The 16,524-nt window shown below is 72.3% G+C and carries 21 protein-coding genes, 1 pseudogene and 1 riboswitch; of the genes and pseudogenes, 11 read left to right on the top strand and 11 right to left on the bottom strand.

Going from position 1 to position 16,524, the window contains the following annotated elements; genetic code table 11:
• Nucleotides 1–274: 274 nt before the first annotated feature.
• The 8 genes from J7E88_RS12510 to J7E88_RS12475 form a co-directional block, all read right to left on the bottom strand.
• Nucleotides 275–1,108: an energy-coupling factor ABC transporter ATP-binding protein gene (locus J7E88_RS12510; protein WP_215180112.1), complete on the bottom strand. Its 834-nt coding sequence runs from the start codon at nucleotides 1,106–1,108 to the stop codon at nucleotides 275–277.
• A complete protein-coding gene (cbiQ, locus tag J7E88_RS12505) occupies nucleotides 1,105–1,854 on the bottom strand; it encodes a cobalt ECF transporter T component CbiQ (RefSeq protein ID WP_215180110.1) in 750 nt (249 codons plus the stop codon). Before cbiQ ends, J7E88_RS12510 begins: the two co-directional genes overlap by 4 nt.
• Before the next feature lie 6 nt (nucleotides 1,855–1,860).
• Nucleotides 1,861–2,337, bottom strand: a complete 477-nt coding sequence (locus J7E88_RS12500) for an energy-coupling factor ABC transporter substrate-binding protein (protein WP_215180108.1) — start codon at nucleotides 2,335–2,337, stop codon at nucleotides 1,861–1,863.
• Nucleotides 2,334–3,023: an energy-coupling factor ABC transporter permease gene (locus J7E88_RS12495; RefSeq protein WP_215180106.1), complete on the bottom strand. Its 690-nt coding sequence runs from the start codon at nucleotides 3,021–3,023 to the stop codon at nucleotides 2,334–2,336. Before J7E88_RS12495 ends, J7E88_RS12500 begins: the two co-directional genes overlap by 4 nt.
• Before the next feature lie 28 nt (nucleotides 3,024–3,051).
• A riboswitch (cobalamin riboswitch) is annotated at nucleotides 3,052–3,249 on the bottom strand.
• A 101-nt stretch (nucleotides 3,250–3,350) separates the two neighbouring features.
• Nucleotides 3,351–3,764 carry a PTS-dependent dihydroxyacetone kinase phosphotransferase subunit DhaM gene (locus J7E88_RS12490; RefSeq protein WP_215180104.1) on the bottom strand — a complete coding sequence of 138 codons (414 nt, stop codon included), beginning with the start codon at nucleotides 3,762–3,764 and terminating at the stop codon, nucleotides 3,351–3,353.
• Nucleotides 3,761–4,375, bottom strand: coding sequence for a dihydroxyacetone kinase subunit DhaL (dhaL, locus tag J7E88_RS12485; protein WP_215180102.1), 615 nt, complete (start codon nucleotides 4,373–4,375; stop codon nucleotides 3,761–3,763). Before dhaL ends, J7E88_RS12490 begins: the two co-directional genes overlap by 4 nt.
• Nucleotides 4,376–4,422: 47 nt before the next feature.
• Nucleotides 4,423–5,409 carry a dihydroxyacetone kinase subunit DhaK gene (dhaK, locus tag J7E88_RS12480; protein WP_215180195.1) on the bottom strand — a complete coding sequence of 329 codons (987 nt, stop codon included), beginning with the start codon at nucleotides 5,407–5,409 and terminating at the stop codon, nucleotides 4,423–4,425.
• A gap of 530 nt (nucleotides 5,410–5,939) precedes the next feature.
• A complete protein-coding gene (locus tag J7E88_RS12475) occupies nucleotides 5,940–6,350 on the bottom strand; it encodes a four-helix bundle copper-binding protein (RefSeq protein WP_215180100.1) in 411 nt (136 codons plus the stop codon).
• A 388-nt stretch (nucleotides 6,351–6,738) separates the two neighbouring features.
• Here J7E88_RS12475 and J7E88_RS12470 point away from each other — a divergent pair, with 388 nt between their 5' ends.
• The 9 genes from J7E88_RS12470 to J7E88_RS12430 all read left to right on the top strand — a co-directional run bounded on the left by J7E88_RS12470 (nucleotide 6,739) and on the right by J7E88_RS12430 (nucleotide 11,435).
• Nucleotides 6,739–7,038, top strand: coding sequence for a gas vesicle protein (locus J7E88_RS12470; RefSeq protein ID WP_215180098.1), 300 nt, complete (start codon nucleotides 6,739–6,741; stop codon nucleotides 7,036–7,038).
• A gap of 68 nt (nucleotides 7,039–7,106) precedes the next feature.
• The gene (gene gvpJ / locus J7E88_RS12465; RefSeq protein ID WP_374196272.1) at nucleotides 7,107–7,538 is read left to right on the top strand and encodes a gas vesicle protein GvpJ; all 432 of its coding nucleotides are present in this window, start codon (nucleotides 7,107–7,109) and stop codon (nucleotides 7,536–7,538) included.
• A gap of 3 nt (nucleotides 7,539–7,541) precedes the next feature.
• Nucleotides 7,542–8,255 carry a GvpL/GvpF family gas vesicle protein gene (locus J7E88_RS12460; protein ID WP_215180094.1) on the top strand — a complete coding sequence of 238 codons (714 nt, stop codon included), beginning with the start codon at nucleotides 7,542–7,544 and terminating at the stop codon, nucleotides 8,253–8,255.
• A gap of 31 nt (nucleotides 8,256–8,286) precedes the next feature.
• Complete coding sequence (locus tag J7E88_RS12455; RefSeq protein ID WP_215180092.1) at nucleotides 8,287–8,544, top strand: gas vesicle protein GvpG; 258 nt, start codon at nucleotides 8,287–8,289, stop codon at nucleotides 8,542–8,544.
• A 325-nt stretch (nucleotides 8,545–8,869) separates the two neighbouring features.
• Nucleotides 8,870–9,352 (top strand): gas vesicle protein, encoded by a 483-nt coding sequence (locus J7E88_RS35790; RefSeq protein WP_308307479.1) that lies wholly within the window; start codon nucleotides 8,870–8,872, stop codon nucleotides 9,350–9,352.
• A complete protein-coding gene (locus tag J7E88_RS12445; protein WP_215180090.1) occupies nucleotides 9,349–10,179 on the top strand; it encodes a GvpL/GvpF family gas vesicle protein in 831 nt (276 codons plus the stop codon). The genes J7E88_RS35790 and J7E88_RS12445 overlap by 4 nt, the downstream gene beginning before the upstream one ends.
• The gene (locus tag J7E88_RS12440; protein ID WP_215180088.1) at nucleotides 10,176–10,385 is read left to right on the top strand and encodes a gas vesicle protein; all 210 of its coding nucleotides are present in this window, start codon (nucleotides 10,176–10,178) and stop codon (nucleotides 10,383–10,385) included. The genes J7E88_RS12445 and J7E88_RS12440 overlap by 4 nt, the downstream gene beginning before the upstream one ends.
• Complete coding sequence (locus tag J7E88_RS12435; RefSeq protein ID WP_215180194.1) at nucleotides 10,385–10,744, top strand: gas vesicle protein K; 360 nt, start codon at nucleotides 10,385–10,387, stop codon at nucleotides 10,742–10,744. Before J7E88_RS12440 ends, J7E88_RS12435 begins: the two co-directional genes overlap by 1 nt.
• Before the next feature lie 133 nt (nucleotides 10,745–10,877).
• Nucleotides 10,878–11,435: a DUF2165 domain-containing protein gene (locus tag J7E88_RS12430; RefSeq protein WP_215180086.1), complete on the top strand. Its 558-nt coding sequence runs from the start codon at nucleotides 10,878–10,880 to the stop codon at nucleotides 11,433–11,435.
• Between the two features lie 67 nt (nucleotides 11,436–11,502).
• On the opposite strand, the pseudogene J7E88_RS12425 reads toward J7E88_RS12430, so the two are convergent.
• Nucleotides 11,503–11,679 (bottom strand): annotated as a pseudogene (locus tag J7E88_RS12425) (alpha-L-fucosidase); the annotation flags it as partial.
• 46 nt (nucleotides 11,680–11,725) lie between these two features.
• On the bottom strand, nucleotides 11,726–12,289 hold the full coding sequence (locus J7E88_RS12420; RefSeq protein ID WP_215180084.1) for a rhodanese-like domain-containing protein: 564 nt from the start codon (nucleotides 12,287–12,289) through the stop codon (nucleotides 11,726–11,728).
• 386 nt (nucleotides 12,290–12,675) lie between these two features.
• Between J7E88_RS12420 and J7E88_RS12415 the strand changes: the two genes are divergently transcribed.
• A complete protein-coding gene (locus J7E88_RS12415) occupies nucleotides 12,676–13,110 on the top strand; it encodes a hypothetical protein (RefSeq protein WP_215180083.1) in 435 nt (144 codons plus the stop codon).
• A gap of 171 nt (nucleotides 13,111–13,281) precedes the next feature.
• The gene (locus J7E88_RS12410) at nucleotides 13,282–15,456 is read left to right on the top strand and encodes a SpoIIE family protein phosphatase (protein WP_215180081.1); all 2,175 of its coding nucleotides are present in this window, start codon (nucleotides 13,282–13,284) and stop codon (nucleotides 15,454–15,456) included.
• A 142-nt stretch (nucleotides 15,457–15,598) separates the two neighbouring features.
• Here J7E88_RS12410 and J7E88_RS12405 read toward each other — a convergent pair whose 3' ends face one another.
• Nucleotides 15,599–16,504 carry a LysR family transcriptional regulator gene (locus J7E88_RS12405; RefSeq protein ID WP_215180079.1) on the bottom strand — a complete coding sequence of 302 codons (906 nt, stop codon included), beginning with the start codon at nucleotides 16,502–16,504 and terminating at the stop codon, nucleotides 15,599–15,601.
• Between the last annotated feature and the right edge of the window lie 20 nt (nucleotides 16,505–16,524).

Raw genomic sequence — 16,524 nt, 5'->3', positions numbered from 1 at the left:
GTCTGGTCTGGTCTGGTCTGGCGGAGGCCCCGCCCCGGCAGCGGCTCGGCCCGGCAGCGGCCCGGCCCGGCAGGCTGCCTGGCCCAGTGGGCGGCCCCATTCCGTCGGGCGGCCCGGCCCGGCCCGGCGGGAGGCGTGGGCGCGGTCCCAGCCCAGCCGGCGGCCCGGCCCGCAGGCGCTCGGGCCCGCTGCCCGATGCCCCTGCGGCCAGGCACCGCGTCCGGTGCCGCCCGGCCGGGCACGGGCAGCGGAGGTCCCCGACATGCTCCCGGCGTCAGGCCCGAGCCGCTCCCGAGGCCCAGCGGGCCAGGTCCTCCGGCGTACGGGGGCCCGTCTCCGCCGGCGCGAGCAGGCCGTGCGACCGCAGCAGCTCCGTCACCGCCGTGCCCCACGGCCTCCGCAGGCGCGCCGCGTCCAACAGCGCCTGGTCCGCCAGGAGATCCGCGACGGGACCGGTGCGCAGGCCCGTGGGCGCGAGCACGGCCGCCTCGTCCGCCCAGCGCAGTGCCAGGTCCACATCATGGGTCGCCATCACCACGGTGGTACCGGAAGCACCCAGCGAGCCCAGGACCTCCAGCAGCCTCTCCTGACCGTGCGGATCGAGCCCCGCGGTCGGCTCGTCGAGGATCAGCACCCGCGGCCGCATCGCCACCGCGCCCGCGATCGCCGCCCGTTTGCGCTGCCCGTACGAGAGCAGGTGTGTCGGCCGGTCCGCCAGCGCCACGATGTCCATGGCCGTCAGCGCCTCGTCCACCCGGGCGCGTACCTGTTCCTCCGTCAGACCGAGGTTCATGGGGCCGAACGACACGTCCTGTTCGACCGACGCCGCGAACAACTGGTCGTCGGGGTCCTGCACCACCAACTGCACGCTCGTCCGCAGGCGGGTCAGCCCGGCGTGGTCGTACGTCACGGGCTCGCCGTCCAGCCGCAGCTGCCCCGTCACCGGGCGCAGTCCGCCGCTCAGCAGCCGCAGCAGGGTGGTCTTTCCACTGCCGTTGCGCCCCAGCAGCGCCGTGGAGCGGCCCTCGGCGAGCGCGAAGCCGACGCCGCTCAGCACGGCGGGCCCGTCCTCGTAGGCGAAACCGGCGTCGACGAGCTCAACGATCACAGGACGAACCTTTCCAGCAGGTGGGTGAGCAGCACGATGCTCGCCAGCAGCGCGGCGACGGCGGCGAGGAAGGGACGCGACACGGACGACCGGGGCACCAGAACCCGCAGCGTGCCGTCGTAGCCACGTCCGGCGAGCCCCGCCTGCAGGCGCTCCGCCCGGTCGAAGGCGCGGACGAACGCGGTCGCGCCCAGCCCGGCCAGCGAGCGCCACACCGCCGCCCGGCTCGTGTGGCCGAGGCGGGCGGCCTGTGCCTGCCGGACCCGGGTGATCGCGTCCAGCAGCAGGAAACTGATCCGGTACATCACCAGCGCCACGTCCACCACGGCCGCCGGCACCCCGGCGCGCACCAGCCTGGGCAGGACGTCGGAGACCGGCGTGGTGAACGCGAACAGCAGCACGCCGAGCGAGGCCGCGGAGGTCCGCAGCAGCAACTCCCCGGCATGTTCGGGGCCGTCGGGCGCGAAGGACACCGGTCCCGCGGCGCCGCCGACGGCGAACAACAGCGGCAGCGCCCCGGTGACGCAGAATCCGAGCGGGATGCGGAAGGCCCGCCACAGCTGCCGGGGCGCGACCCCGGCCGGGCCCAGCAGGACGCCGAGGGCGGTGGCGGCCACGAGGACGGCGCCCGGCCACGGTGGCAGGGAGACAGCCGTGACGGTCAGCCCCAGTCCGAGGACGGCCTTCTCACAGGGATGGCGTCGGCGCCAGCGACTGCTGTGCGCCGCCGCGTCGATGGGCAGCATCGGCGGCTAGGGCAGCTTCGTGGCCGCAGCGTCGCGGCCGTCGGCCCCGGAGAGGCCGGCCCGCGCGCCGCCTGACGTCGTCTCGATGACCTTGCCGGTGACCTCGTCGTCGACTGCGCCCGCGACCTCGCCGGTGACTTCATCGACGACCCCACCGGTGACTTCTCCAGCGCGTGCCGCGGCCCGCTCCTCGCCCTGCCTGCGCCCCCTGCGCAGGCCGAAGTAGTAGGCCAGCACTCCCGCGCCGATCGCGGCCTGGAGCGCGAACAGCGCCGACTCGATCTCGCCCGACGGCGGCTCGTACAGGGGGGAGAACCAGGGCTCGTAGTCCGGTTCGAGCTCCGTGATCGCTGTCTCGGCCTGCGCGTCCGCGCCGGTGAACGGCTCCTCCTTGTGGTCGCCGAGTCCCAGCACGAGCGGCAGGACGGCCAGCGCCGCCACGGCCAGCAACAGCAGCGTATTGATCCTCGCGTTACGGCTCATCGGCCCACGGCCTCCTTCTTCGCACCCGCGACCAGCACACCGAGCCGAGTCAGGTCGCCCTTGCTGGACTGGCTCAGCAGGCGCATCACCAGCACGGTGAGCAGCCCCTCGCTGATCGCCAGCGGGATCTGCGTGAGCGCGAAGATGCCGCCGAACTTCGCGAGCGCGCCCACCAATCCGCTGCTCGGGTCGGGGAAGGCGAGCGCCAGCTGCACGCTGGTGACGCAGTACGTCGACAGGTCGGCCATGAACGCGCCGAAGAACACCGCCACCATCAGCGGGACGCCGGAGCGCCGCAGCAGCCGGTAGACCCCGTAACCGGCCCACGGCCCGACGATCGCCAAGGAGAACACGTTGGCGCCGAGCGTCGTGAGGCCGCCGTGCGCCAGCAACAGGGCCTGGAACAGCAGGGTGATCGTGCCGAGCACCGCCATGATCGGCGGCCGGAACAGGATGGCGCCGAGTCCCGTTCCGGTCGGATGCGAGCAGCTGCCCGTCACCGACGGGATCTTCAGCGCGGAGAGCACGAACGTGAAGGCACCGGAGGCGCCGAGCAGCAGGGTGGACTCGGGGTGGTCCTTGACCTCACGGGTCAGGGCGCGTACACCGTGGACGACGAACGGGGCGGCCGCGACGCCCCAGGCGGCGGCGTGCAACGGGGGCAGATACCCCTCGGCTATATGCATGGTCGGGAGACCCTCTCCAGCACCTCGTGGATGGACAACGCGCCCTGGCCGGTCTCCTGACTGACGGGTCATGCCGCCCGTGACTCCGCCTTCCCAGGTACCGCGGTCTCCCGCGGTGGCCCAGTGACTTCCCCTGAGGGGGTGGAGCCGGACTTCCCGATCACAGTGGCGAGGGCCGCACCGGTACTTCACCGGTTTCCCGAACACCAAGGCTCCGTGACAGTAGTGCGCCGACCAGCGACATCACAAGCCGCGCACGGGTGCACCGGCCCGCGGCCGGGTGAGCCGTTCGCCACACCCGGCCGCACGGGCCCCACCCGCCACTCCTCACTCCTTGCGGTAGCCGTACGCCTCCGAGGCCGCCGCCTCCACCGCGTCCAGGTCGCCCCCGGCCGAAGCGGTCACCACCGCGGCCACCGCGCCCTCGACGAAGGGCGCGTCCACCAGCCGTGTGCCGTCGGGCAGTTCGTCGCCCTCCGCGAGCAGGGCCTTCACCGTGAGCACGGCACTGCCCAGATCGACCAGCACGGCCACGCCCGCCCCGCCGTCCACCTCCGCCGCCGCGGCCGAGATCAGCTCCGAACTGGTGCCGAGGCCGCCGTCCGGCGTGCCGCCCGCCGCGGCGACCGGGGCGAGCTCACCACCGCCGGCAAGACCGCGGGCCAGGGCGGCGACCGAACGCGCCACGTCGGCGCTGTGCGACACCAGCACGATCCCGACCCGCCGGCTGTCGCCGCTCATCCGGCCGCCTCCGCCGTCTCGGCGAGCGCCGCCACGAGCAGCGCCGACGACGTCGCCCCCGGATCCTGATGCCCGATGCTGCGCTCCCCGAGATAGCTGGCCCTGCCCTTGCGCGCCTGCAGCGGCACCGTCGCCAGCGCCCCCTGCTCGGCCGCCTCACGGGCGGCGGCGAACGACTGTGTGCTGTCGCCGAGCGCGGCGACGGCCGGCTCCAGAGCGTCCAGCATCGTCTTGTCGCCCGCCTTGGCGCCGCCCAGCTGGGCCACGGCCGCGACACCCGCCCTCAGCGCCTCGGCCAGCTGCCCTGCGCTCACCTCGGCTTCGTCGCCCAGCGCCTTGCCGGTCCGCCGCAGCAGCGTCCCGTACAGCGGTCCGGAAGCCCCGCCCACCGTCGAGATCAACTGCCGCCCCGCCAGGACCAGTACGGCACCGGGAGCGGCCGGCGCCTCCTTCTCCAGGGCCGCGACGACCGCCGCGAACCCGCGCTGGAGGTTGCTTCCGTGGTCGGCGTCGCCGATCGCGGAATCCAGCTCGGTCAGACGGTCGGCCTCGCGGTCCACGGCCGCGGCGGCGGTCGTGAGCCAGCGGCGGAAGAATGCGGCGTCGAGCACGGGAAGCTCCTCGGATCGGATCATCGGTCGGGCGGCGGGGCGGCGGCTCAGCGTCCCCACCGCAGGGCGGGCGTCTGCACCGGCGCGTCCCACAGCCTCAGCAGTTCCTCGTCCACCTGGCACAGCGTCACCGAGCAGCCGGCCATGTCGAGCGAGGTGACGTAGTTGCCGACGAGGGTGCGGGCCACCGCGACGTCGCGTTCGGTGAGGACCCGCTGCACCTCGGCGTTGAAGCCGTACAGCTCCAGCAGAGGAGTGCCGCCCATCCCGTTGACGAGCGCGATGACCGGACCGGTGGGGCGCAGGTCGTCGAGGACCGCGCCGACAGCGAAGTCCGCGATCTCCCGTGCTGTCATCATCGCCCGCCGCTCACGGCCCGGCTCGCCGTGGATACCGACGCCCAACTCCAGCTCACCCGGCGGCAGATCGAAGGTGGGGCCGCCCTTGGCGGGGGTGCTGCACGCGCTGAGCGCGACTCCGAAACTGCGGGAGGAGGCGTTCACCTGCCGGGCGATGGCCTCGACCCGCTCCAGCGGGGCGCCCTCCTCGGCGGCGGCGCCCGCGATCTTCTCCACGAACAGGGTCCCACCGGTGCCGCGCCGGCCCGCGGTGTACAGACTGTCCGTCACGGCGACGTCGTCGTCGACCAGGACGGTGGCGAGCCGCACACCCTCGTCCTCGGCGAGCTCGGTCGCCATCTGGAAGTTGAGCACGTCACCGGTGTAGTTCTTGACGACGAACAGCACGCCCTCGCCGCTCTCGACAGCGGCGGCGGCCCGCACCATCTGGTCCGGCACGGGGCTGGTGAACACCTCACCCGGGCAGGCGCCGTCCAGCATCCCGGGTCCGACGAACCCGCCGTGCAGGGGCTCGTGCCCCGATCCGCCTCCGGAGACGAGCGCCACCTTGCCGGCGACCGGTGCGTCCCGCCGGATGATCACGCGGTTGTCCACGTCGACGCTGAGCTCGGGATACGCGGCGGCCATCCCGCGCAGCGCGTCGGCGACGACGGTCTCCGGCACGTTGATGAGCATCTTCAACGGTTCCTCCTGGGGAAGTTGCAAGCCAGGCCCCTGAAGAGGGTTTGCCTGGTCAACGGGTGTGTACGGGGCCGGGGCCCTGGGCGGTCGCCGACGGCGTCGGGCGGTCTTTGGCGGGGCTGATGCTGTTTTCCCGAATGTCTGTCAGGCGCTTCGCCCGACATCGGCAGGCCCGGCGACAACATCCAGTATCGGAGAGATGTGCCTGATCGGGGAACGACGCATCGACCGCGTCGGGGCTCAGCCGAGATTCTCGCCGGGTGCCGGTCTCGCTTCGGCGACGTGGACCGGTGCTCCTCTCGTGTGCGCACACGCGGGCCTTGTGCCCCACTGAAACGGCGAAGGGCCGGCCGGGAAGATCTCCCGGTCGGCCCTCTCGGACATGCGTGCGTTCGGGTCAGTGGGCGCGGCGGGCCGTGTGGTCTCCGGCCGCTGCCACCGCCGTGATGCACCCGTGCCAAAAGGTCGGCCGGCGCGTCCGACAGACCGCGTCCTGGACGCCCCCATGCCCCACGACCGCCCCGTCAGCCCAGGGTGGCGAGCAGGTCCTTGCACGCCTGTTCGCATCGGCGGCAGGCTTCGGCGCAGACGCGGCAGTGCTCGTGCATGTCCGCGTGGCGCTCGCATTCATCGGCGCATGCCTTGCACGCGGTCATGCAGGCCTGGAGCATGGCCCGGGTGATGTTGGCGTCGTAGCCGGTGTGCCGGGACAGGACCGCGCCGGTGGCGGTGCAGATGTCCGCGCAGTCCATGTCGGTGCGGATGCACTTGGTCAGGTCTCCCACCATGCCCTCGGACAGACAGGCGTCCGCGCAGGCCGTGCACGCCTGGGCGCAGGCGATGCACTCCTCGATGCACCTGGTCATCGCGTCGCGGTCGACGCCACCCAGATCGGCGGGGTAGGTGCCCAGCATGTCCTTCACGACAGTGGCCATGGTCTCGTCTCCTTCGAGGTGCTCGACGCGGTTGCGTCGTCGGTTCGCTCTCCCCCCAGTGGAGTGACCTCCGGGCAGCCGCGCAAACGGAGCGGAAAGGTGGCGGCGCGGTAGCCGACCAGCAGCGGCTCGAGCCGGACTCGCAGCGGGTGACGCGGGCGGGAATCGAGACGTCGACCCGGATCCTCCCGTCCTGCCGGGGCAGCCGCGCCGCCTGCGGAAAGCCGCGCGCGGCCAGGGACGAGCGAGCCCGCCCGACGGACAACGGCCGAGACGAATACACGGCGGTGCCGCATATGTTCGGCTCCCACGGGCACGCGCACCGAGACCGCGGCGGACGGCCGAAGGCCTCCCCGGGACAGCAATGGTGACGCGTGAGGGTGGGAACATGAACGCCACTGACGGCAAAGGTGACACGGCCGCCGAGAAGCGCATCGACGTTTCCACGGCCATGCGCCGTGCCTCCGGGCAGCTCGCCGAATTGCTCCGGTGCGAGCCCGGCGCCGTTTCCGCGTTGAGAGCCACCGACGAAGGATGGTGCGCCGACGTGGAGGTGGTCGAACTCGAAAGGGTTCCCGACACCATGAGCGTCATGGCCTCCTATCGCGTCACGCTCGACGCCGACGGACTGCTCGTCGCGTACGAGCGCAAGCACCGGTATGCGAGGGGCCAGATCGACCGCCGCTGAAATCCACCGGGCCCTGCCGGCGACACAACAGGCCGCGGCCCGAACCAGATCATCGGATGGAGTCCGCTGTGACACTCGTCCAGCAAAGCAACGCAACGACCGGCGCAAGCGGCTCGGGGAGTCTGTACGACGTCCTCGAACTCATACTCGACCGAGGGCTCGTCATCGACGCCTTCGTACGCGTCTCCCTGGTCGGAATCGAAATACTCAAGGTCGACGTGCGGGTGGTGGTCGCCAGCGTCGACACGTATCTGAGGTTCGCCGAGGCGTGCAACCGGCTGGACCTGGAGACCGGGCGCAAGGCGCCCAGCCAGCTCACCGACATCGTCGGTGACATCAGCGAGGGCGGGGCCAAGGGCAAGTCGAAAGGCGCGCTGAGCGGCGCGGTGGAGGCCCTGACCGACTCGTTCAAGGGCGACCGCGATGCCGAGGAGGAGCCGCGCAAGCGTCCGGCGCGCAAGGCCGCCGGGCAGCAGACGTCCGCGAGCCGGGGGGAGTAGCCCGTGCCCACCTACGTGTACGCCATCACCCGCGCCGACCACCCGCTGCACATCGATGACGTTCCCGGTGTCGGCGACCCGCCCGCGCGACTGCGTGCGGTCACGGCGCGGGACCTGACGGCCGTGGTCAGCGAGGCGCCGCCCGGTCTGCGCGCCAAGCGCCGCGACGTACTGGCCCACCAGCACGTGATCGAGCGGCTGATGGGCGACGGAGCGACCCTGCCCATGCGCTTCGGCCTGCTCGGCCCCGACGACGACCAGGTGGCCGCCGTCCTCGAACAGGAACAGACCGGCTACCGCGAACGGCTCGCCGAGCTCGACGGCCATGTCGAGTTCCACCTCACGGTCTCCCGTGACGAGGACGACCTGCTGCGCGAGATCATGACGCAGTCCGAGGAGATACGACTGCTCAACGAGCGCACTCGGAATGAGCCCGCGGCCCATCACGAGCGCGTGGCACTCGGCGAGATGGTCTCCGACGCGGTGACGGCCCGCCGGCAGAGCGAGGCCGACGAACTGGTGGCCCTGCTGGCCCCGGCCGCGGCGCGGACCGCACAGGGTGAGGGAACCGGGACCCACTTCCTCAACGTGTCGTTCCTCCTCAGAAGTGAGGACACGGCCGACTTCTCCCGGCGTGTCCGGGAGGAGGCGGAGCGGCGGGGCAGCGCCTACCGGCTCACGCTCACCGGGCCGCTGCCGCCGTACAGCTTCGTCTGACCGGCTCCGACCAGGACCGACAGGAGCAGCCATGGGACTGATCACCAGCCTCCTCACCTTCCCGTTCGCCCCCGTCCGCGGCACGGTGTGGGTTCTCGACCAGGTCGTGCTCGCCGCCGAGCGCGAATACAACGACCCGGAGCCGATCCGCAGGGAACTGGCGGCGCTCGAACGGGACCTGACGAGCGGCCGTATCGGTGCGGAGGAGTTCGACCGGCTGGAGGACCGACTCCTGGACCGGCTGGAGGAGATCACAGAACACCGACGGCACACGCGGAGCAACGGCTGACCGCGCCGCGACGACACCGGGCACGGGGAACGCCGTTCCGCTGGTGGCGCGCGACCGGCACGGCGCACGCGTAAGGCGTTCCGGCCGCGCCGCAACCACACGGCGCACACGCAAGGCAGTGCGGCCGCGGCGCGACCGACACGGGCCACGGGGACGGCGTTCCGGCCGCGCCGCGGCAACACCGGTCACGGAACGGCGTTCCTGCCGTGACGAGAGAACGAGGTGCACCAGCAATGACGGACAACGGCAGGCCGGGCACAGCCCCGGCAGGAGATCGCGGCGTGTCGCACAGGGGCGCGCCGATGGCAGGGAGGAGGCGGACACCGTGACCCATCCACTCGCGGGCCGCACGGCCGCCTCCCCGTACGGGCAGCAGGGCTCGTCCGCCAATCTCGCCGACATCCTGGAACGGGTCCTGGACAAGGGCATCGTCATCGCGGGAGACATCCGGATCGACCTGCTGGACATCGAGCTGCTGACCATCAAGCTCCGCCTTCTCGTCGCCTCCGTGGACAAGGCGAAGGAGATGGGCATCGACTGGTGGGAGCACGACCCGTCGCTGTCCTCCCGCGCACGGCAGCCGCGGCAGGCCGCCCCCAGCGGTCCTCCGCCCGCCGCCGTGGACAGCGCGCAGCCCGACGCGGCGACGCTCGAACCGACGCCCGAGCTGACGCCTGAACAGGAGAACGCGCGGCTGCGGGCCGAACTCGCCGAACTACGGGCGGCGGTGGGGCCGACGCAGGCCGACACCGGCACCGGCACGGGCCGGGACCCGCACGCGACCACCGAAGGGCGTGACGAGGAGTGAACACCGCAGCGGACGCACGGCCGAGCCCCACGGCCGGCGACGAGCTGTCGTACGTGTACGCGATCGGCCGGGACCACGCGGCGCTGCAGCGCACTGCCGTCCTCCTCTCCGGTGTGGACGACCGGGCCGTGCGGCTGGTCACCCGTGCCGGCGGACTCGCCGCCCTGGTCTCGCACGTACCGGCCGGCGTGTACGACGAGCAGGCGCTGAAGGCGCAGTTGGAGGATCTGAGCAGGCTCGAAGCCATTGCCCGTGCCCACCACGCGGTCGTCGACGCCGCCTTCGCGGCGGCGACGGTCCTGCCCATGCGGCTGGCCACGGTGTACCGGGACGACGATCGCGTGACCGCGGTGCTGGGGGAGCGCCATGACGAGTTCGACCGGCTGCTGCAACGGCTGGACCGGCACGTCGAGTTCGGTGTGAAGGTCTACGCCGACCCCGACAGCGTTCCCGTGCGGCGGCAGCCGCACGGGGAGCGGACGGCCGAGAGCCCCGGACGCGCCTATCTCCAGCAGCGGCGTGCGCAGCGGCGCACCGGCGAGGATGTCCGCCGGGCCGCCGCCGCCGTGGCCGCGGACGCCGCCACGGCCGTCCGCGACCTGGCATCGGAACGGGTGGTGCACCGCCCCCAGCAGGGCGGGCTGTCCGGCCGGAGCGGCGAGAACGTGGCCAACGATGCCTACCTCGTCCCCGCGCACAGTGCCCAAGGGTTCCGCACGAGACTCGACGCGCTCGTGCGTGACACCCCGGGCGTACGGATCGAGGTCACCGGCCCCTGGGCCCCGTACTCGTTCGCGATGCCCGTCGAGGGCGGCGGCGCCGCGTGATCGGCGGCGAGCCGGACCCGCAGACCGGCGCGGACTCCTCCGCGGGCCCGCCGGTCGCGCTGATCGACCTGCTGGACCGACTGCTCAACGGAGGAGCGGTCGTCACCGGCGACATCGTCCTGTCCGTCGCCGACGTGGACCTGGTGCACATCAATCTGCGGGCCGTCATCCGGTCGATCACGGCGGACGAGCCCGGCCCGTGGTGATGCGGTCCGGCCCCGCCGGCCGGGCTGTCCGTACGGTCTCGACCAAGGAGGACCCAGTGAACGGCGAACCCCGTGCGACGGCGCGGCGTCTGGAGACGGATCCGGAGACGGTGGAACGGGATCTGGTCGCACTCGTGCTCACCCTGGTGGAGTTGCTGCGGCAGCTGATGGAGCGCACGGCGCTCCATCGCGCCGATCAGGGCGATCTGACGGAGGAGCAGGAGGAGCGTGTCGGTATGACGCTGATGATCCTCAAGGAACGCATGGACGAGCTGTGTGACCGCTACGACCTCACCGTGGACGATCTGAACATCGATCTCGGACCGCTCGGCTCGCTGCTCCCGCGCGGCACCGCTTGAGTCGTCACGGGCGCCCGTGTGCCTGCTCGTGCGTGTCCGGGGAGAACGCATCGCCCCCAAGTCGCCCTCGACATGGCACAGTTGGTGTGGGGAGCGGGGACGGGCACCCGCGGCGGCGAGCGAGGGGGACGACATGGCAGACGGCACCACGCGCAGCGGCGGCCGGCTGGACCGGCTGCTCCGCCTCGGCAGCGTGCCCGTGGCGGCCGCCGCTCTGACAGGCACGATGGCGGTCTACATGACGCTGGTCGCGTTCGGCAACATCACCGACTTCGCGACGAACCAGCAGTTCGTCGAGCATGTCCTCGCCATGGACACCACGTTCAAGGATCCGCAGCTGATGTGGCGGGCGATCGAGTCACCGGCGCTGCAGAACGCCGTCTATGTGGCCATCATCGTCTGGGAGACCCTCTCCGCCGTCGTACTCCTCCTCGCCACCTGGCTGTGGGCGGCCGGCCTGCGTCTCCGCGCCCACGACCGCGCCCGCCGGGCGAGCACGCTGGGTCTTGTGATGGTGCTGCTGCTCTTCGGGCTGGGATTCATCGCGATCGGCGGGGAGTGGTTCGCCATGTGGCAGTCCTCGGACTGGAACGGCCTGGACGCCGCCGCTCGGAACGTGGCGTCGGCGGCCTTCGCCCTCGTGGTGGTCCACCTGCCCTCCGGTCGTCGTTCCGCCGACGAGTCGGACTAGAGCCGGTCCGGCGGATCGTGGCCGATGTCGGCACCGGGACCGGCCACCGGGCCGGGCCGACCAACTCGCGGGCGCCAGGTGTGTGCCGTACGGCGTCCAGATCGCCGTGCGCGGTGTCCCACAGGGCCTCGCCGTCGCGGTGACGGCCCGTCATGACGGCGTATTCGGCACCGGCCAGTCCGCGAGCGAACAACGCCGCCCATTGGCATGGGTCGTGGCGCCCGGCGGTGAAGCGGATGCGCACCGCAGGTGCCGTCACACGGGCCGGACCCCGGGTGACGGCGCGGTCCTCACGCGGTCAGCGAGGCGATCGTCGCGTCGAGGTCGGTGCCCTTGGGGCGGTTGTGGGGCAGCTTGGCCAGCACGCGGGCCATGCCGCAGGTGTCGGTGAGGGCGGAGAAGACGAGCCCGCCCGCGATGCCCGCGGACACGAGCCGGGCGGCGGGGCGTACCCGGCCGAGGGCGAGGCCCACCAGGACCAGGGATCCGGCGGCCAGCCGGACCTGCCGCTCCATGGCCCACGCCGTACGCGCCCCGGCGGGCCGGTGCAGGTCGTGGCCGAGCTCGACCCAGCCGTCGGTCCCGCCGGTCAGTGTCGCCGCGCTGATGCCATGGCCGGCGAGTGTGCCGCACGCCTGGGCGGAGCGGGTGCCGGAGGCGCAGACGAGGAGCAGATCGCCGCGGTCGGCCGCGACTCTGAGGGCGGGCAGCGCGCGGTCCAGCCGGTCGAGCGGAATGTTGTGCGCGCCGGGCAGGTGACCGCCGGCGTACTCGCCCGGAGTGCGTACATCGATGACGGTCAGCTCGTGCAGCCGGGGGCGGGCCTCGGAGACGGACAGGGAGGAGCTCGGCATGGTTGTTTCCTTTTCCTTGTCGTCCGGGTTTTCCTGGCCTGGTTTTCCCGATCGGACGTACCCCGCCCGTACGGTACCCGCAGGTTTACGCGTCCGCGGACCGGGCCGTCAGGAAAGACCGCCGGGAGGGACGTCCGACGCCCCCGGCCGTTCGCCGCCGTGACCGTGACCGTGACCGTGACCGTGACCGTGACCGTGACCGTGACCGTGACCGTGACCGTAGTCGTGGCTCAGGCCGTTCGCCGATCCGGCCCGCGCAGCCAGACGGTGCGGCGGGCGGCGTGCCGTCACCCGTACGGAATCCTCCGCATGGCGCGGCGGGCAGTGCCCCCAGAGGCTCGAAGCCTGTGCGCGTCGGGCGTACAGGACAGTGGGAGGAGCAGTTCATGAGCCAGCAATCGCCCCCGGTCGGAGCGACGCCGCCCGTGCCGGACCCCGCAGACCGCTGGGTGACCGGCGGAGTGGCCTTCGCGGGTGTGCTGATGCTGTGCGGCGGTGTTCTGGCCGTACTCCAGGGCATCGCCGGCATCGTCGAGGACGACTGGTACGTACGCGTCGGCGACTACATGTACCGGATCAGCCTCACCGGGTGGGGCTGGATCCACCTCGTCATCGGCGTTCTCGTCGCGTGCACCGGCGCCGGGGTGCTCAAGGGCGCGGAGTGGGCCCGGATCACCGGCATCCTGCTCGCCTCCCTCAGCCTGGTCACGCAGTTCCTTTTCCTGCCGTACTCCCCGATCTGGTCGGTGATCATGATCGCGCTGGATGTCTTCGTGATCTGGGCGCTCGCTGCGTACCGGACCTCGGCGCGGGGCGTCTGACCGGCGGCGTCCGGCATCCCAGCGGTGAACTACCCTTTCTCCAGGGGAAGTTGGAAGTTCCGCCGGGTCCGGTCGCCCTCGTGACCGGTGCATCCCCGGCCACGGGACACACGTGATCCGTCGCGACAGATCGGTCCGAAGGGCTGCGGTCCGCGCTGGTGCGGAGGGAGTATGGGAGGGATCCCGTCATCCCGGTGTGAGGACGTGAGCGGACCGGCGTGCCTGAGCATCGTGACTGGGGAAGGAGCGACTGTGGGCAGCAGCGCTGACGTGTTCCGTGCCGGCCTCGCAGCAGATGGCCGCGCGGACGCGGCGCTGTCTCCGCCGGGCGCGCTCATGGACGTGCTCGCGGTCGCTGCCGTCGTGCTCGACTCGCAGGGCCGCATCGTGCTGTGGAGCCCGCAGGCGGAGCAGCTGCTCGGCTACACCCCGCAGGAGGCGCTCGGGCAGTACGCCGCCCAGCTACTGGTCGCCGACGAGCACTTCGACCTGGTGCTCAGCCTGTTCCAGCAGGTCATGGAGAGCGGGCAGGGCTGGGAGGGCGTCTTCCGGGTACGGCACAAGGACGGCTCCACGCGGCTGCTGGAGTGGCGCAACATGCGGCTGCAGGACGACCTCGGCGGCTACTACGCGCTGGGACTCGCCACCGACCAGGCGACGCTGCGCCGCGTCGAGCGGGACCTGGCCCTGTCCGTGCGCCTGGTGGACCAGTCCCCGATCGGCCTCGCCGTCCTCGGCAGCGATCTGCGGTACATGGCGGTCAACCCCGCACTGGAGCGGATCGGGGGCCTTCCCGCCGACGAGCTCGTGGGCCGCAGCATCCGCGAGACGCTGCCGTTCGGGGACGCCGACAGCCTGGAGGCCGCGATGCGCGACGTCCTCGCCTCGGGCACACCGTTCCTGGACCGGCATGTGCTGGGCCGGGTCCCGTCCGACCTGCTCGGTGAACACGCCTGGTCGGTGTCCATGTACCGCCTGGAGGACCCCGGCGGACGCGTGCTGGGCCTCGCCGTCTCCGTCGTGGACGTCACCGACAGGCACCGCGCGGCCACCGAGGCGGAACGGGCCCGCCGGCGCCTGGCCCTCGTCGCCGACGCCTCCGTACGGATCGGGACGACCCTCGACCTGGAGCAGACGGCCCGCGAGCTCGCCGACGTCGCGGTGCCGGAACTCGCGGACGTGGCCGCCGTCGATGTCCTCGACAGCGTCCTCGCGGGTCCCGACGGCCGCCCCGTCAGGGTGCGCGAAGGGGGGCCGATGCTGATCCGCGCACTCGCGGTGGCCGCCGCGTACCCGACGGTCGCCGTCGAGGCCGCCGACCGCCCCGGCGAACTCGCCCGCTACGACGCCGGACGCCTCGTCACCCAGTGCGTCAGCACCGCACGCCCCGTCACGATCCCGCGGCTGGACGAGCAGGATCTGCGCGACATCGCCCGGGACAGCAGGGCTGCGGGAATCCTCGCGGAGGCCGGAATCCACTCCTACATGGCCGTGCCGCTGATCGCGCGCGGCGAAGTGCTCGGGGCGCTCGATCTCAAACGGGCCCGGAATCCCGAACCGTTCACCGAGGACGACGTCCTGCTGGCGACCGAGTTCGCCTCGCGTGCCGCCGTCTGCATCGACAACGCGCGGTGGTACCGCCAGCAGCGACAGACCGCGCTCACGCTCCAGCGCAGCCTGCTGCCCGAGACGCCCGCGCACCTCGTCGGTCTCGAGGTGGCCTCCCGCTACCAGCCGGCGCGAGAGAACAGCGAGGTCGGCGGCGACTGGTTCGACATCATCCCCATGGAGAGGGAGCGCACCGCCCTGGTCATCGGGGATGTGATGGGCAGCGGGATCAACGCCGCCAGCGCCATGGGGCGGCTGCGCACCGCGACCCAGACGCTCGCCCGCCTAGCCCTGGACCCCGCCGTCGTGCTGCGCCACCTCGACGAGATCACCGCCGGACTCGACCCGTACATCGCCACCTGCATCTACGCGGTGTACGACCCCCACCGCGCCCAGTGCTGCATCGCCAACGCGGGCCACCTCCCGCCCGTGCTCGTGCGCAGCGGCTGCGCACCAAGGCTCCTCGACCTGCCCACCGGAACACCCCTCGGCGTCGGGGGCGTCGCCCTGCGCAGCATCACCGTCGGCATCGATCCGGGGGACGTGCTCGTCCTGTACACGGACGGTCTGGTCGAGACGCGCGACCAGGACATCGATGTACGGCTGAACACGCTGCTCGGCCTGCTCCAGACATCGGACTCCGAGCTGGGCCAGACCTGCGACCGGCTGCTGCACGCCCTGCGCCGGCCGGACACACCGGACGACGTCGCCCTGCTCGTCGCCCGCGTGACCGGCTGACGCCGTCACCAGCGAGCTCACAGGCCGGCCTGCCCGACGTCAACCCCATGCCCCGCAAGTCCGCCGACCGGGCGGCGCGGCCGTCGGGCGGGAATCGGACCCCTCGCTGTCGCGTGCCGCCCGTCGTTTGCCGCCCGTCGACTCAGAGCGCGCCCCACAGATGAGCCCGGGTGCGGAGATGGTCGTGGACAAGGGCCAGCGGCGGATGCACCAGCGCGCCCGCGCGGACCGCGAGATAGAGCGTGTTCAGCGGCGGCGCGGCCGGCTCGTGCAGCAGTTCCACCGAGCCCGCGGCGAGCGCCGGCTCCGCCAGATATCGGGGGAGCGCGCTGACCCCCGCTCCGGCGACGACGGCGGCGAGCACCGCACGCAGGTCGGGCACGGTCACGGCGACGCCGTTCGGCGGGCGCCGGCCGAATTCGCTGAGCCAGTAGCGGCGCACGATCGGCAGGTCGTCCGCGTACGCGACGAGCGGCAGATGGGACAGTGCGCCGAGCGGATCGGCCGCCAGCCGTACGGGGTCGATGCTGCGGGCCAGCGTCGGCGGCCCGACGAGCACGAACTCCTCGTCGGTGAGCGTGGTGGCGGCGATTTCCTGCTGCGTGGGCCGCACGGCCGACACCACCAGGTCGACCCGCCCCGCCGACAGCGCCTCCAGCAGGTCCGCGGCGAGGCCGAGCGTCACGTGCAGGCGCAGCCCCCGGGTGGTGAGCGGGGCGAGGGCGGGCAGGACGCGCATGGCCATCAACTCGCCCGCGCCCGCGATGCGCACGGTGCCGACATGAGCCACCCCTTCGCCCGAGGTGTCCAGCGCGGCACGGAGTTCGTCGAGATGCGTGCCGATGCGGGCGGCGAGGTCGGCCGCTCGGGCCGTGGGCGTCGCGCCCTTGCGGGAGCGTACGAACAGCGGATCGCCGAGCTCCTGTTCCAGCCGTGCGAGCTGCCCGCTGACCGCCGGCTGGGTCAGCCCCAGACGCTCGGCCGCCGCGGAGAGGGATCCGCAGCGATAGATCTCCAGGAACGTCGACAGCAGGTCCAGGCCCGGCACGCAACCCTCTTTCCATAAGA

The organism is Streptomyces sp. ISL-10 (assembly GCF_018614575.1).
In the GTDB taxonomy this organism is placed as follows: Bacteria; Actinomycetota; Actinomycetes; order Streptomycetales; family Streptomycetaceae; genus Streptomyces.
The sequence above is the reverse complement of the archived record's forward strand: the minus strand, read 5'-3'. Positions and strand labels throughout refer to the sequence as shown.

Bases quoted from the DNA above. Each gene is read 5' to 3' on its own strand.
- cbiQ (WP_215180110.1), bottom strand. From the start codon at position 1,854: ATGCTGCCCATCGACGCGGCGGCGCACAGCAGTCGCTGGCGCCGACGC.
- J7E88_RS12500 (WP_215180108.1), bottom strand. From the start codon at position 2,337: ATGAGCCGTAACGCGAGGATCAATACGCTGCTGTTGCTGGCCGTGGCG.
- J7E88_RS12495 (WP_215180106.1), bottom strand. From the start codon at position 3,023: ATGCATATAGCCGAGGGGTATCTGCCCCCGTTGCACGCCGCCGCCTGG.
- J7E88_RS12490 (WP_215180104.1), bottom strand. From the start codon at position 3,764: ATGAGCGGCGACAGCCGGCGGGTCGGGATCGTGCTGGTGTCGCACAGC.
- dhaK (WP_215180195.1), bottom strand. From the start codon at position 5,409: ATGCTCATCAACGTGCCGGAGACCGTCGTCGCCGACGCGCTGCGCGGG.
- J7E88_RS12475 (WP_215180100.1), bottom strand. From the start codon at position 6,350: ATGGCCACTGTCGTGAAGGACATGCTGGGCACCTACCCCGCCGATCTG.
- J7E88_RS12470 (WP_215180098.1), top strand. From the start codon at position 6,739: ATGAACGCCACTGACGGCAAAGGTGACACGGCCGCCGAGAAGCGCATC.
- J7E88_RS12455 (WP_215180092.1), top strand. From the start codon at position 8,287: ATGGGACTGATCACCAGCCTCCTCACCTTCCCGTTCGCCCCCGTCCGC.
- J7E88_RS12435 (WP_215180194.1), top strand. From the start codon at position 10,385: ATGCGGTCCGGCCCCGCCGGCCGGGCTGTCCGTACGGTCTCGACCAAG.
- J7E88_RS12430 (WP_215180086.1), top strand. From the start codon at position 10,878: ATGGCAGACGGCACCACGCGCAGCGGCGGCCGGCTGGACCGGCTGCTC.
- J7E88_RS12420 (WP_215180084.1), bottom strand. From the start codon at position 12,289: ATGCCGAGCTCCTCCCTGTCCGTCTCCGAGGCCCGCCCCCGGCTGCAC.
- J7E88_RS12415 (WP_215180083.1), top strand. From the start codon at position 12,676: ATGAGCCAGCAATCGCCCCCGGTCGGAGCGACGCCGCCCGTGCCGGAC.
- J7E88_RS12410 (WP_215180081.1), top strand. From the start codon at position 13,282: ATGGGAGGGATCCCGTCATCCCGGTGTGAGGACGTGAGCGGACCGGCG.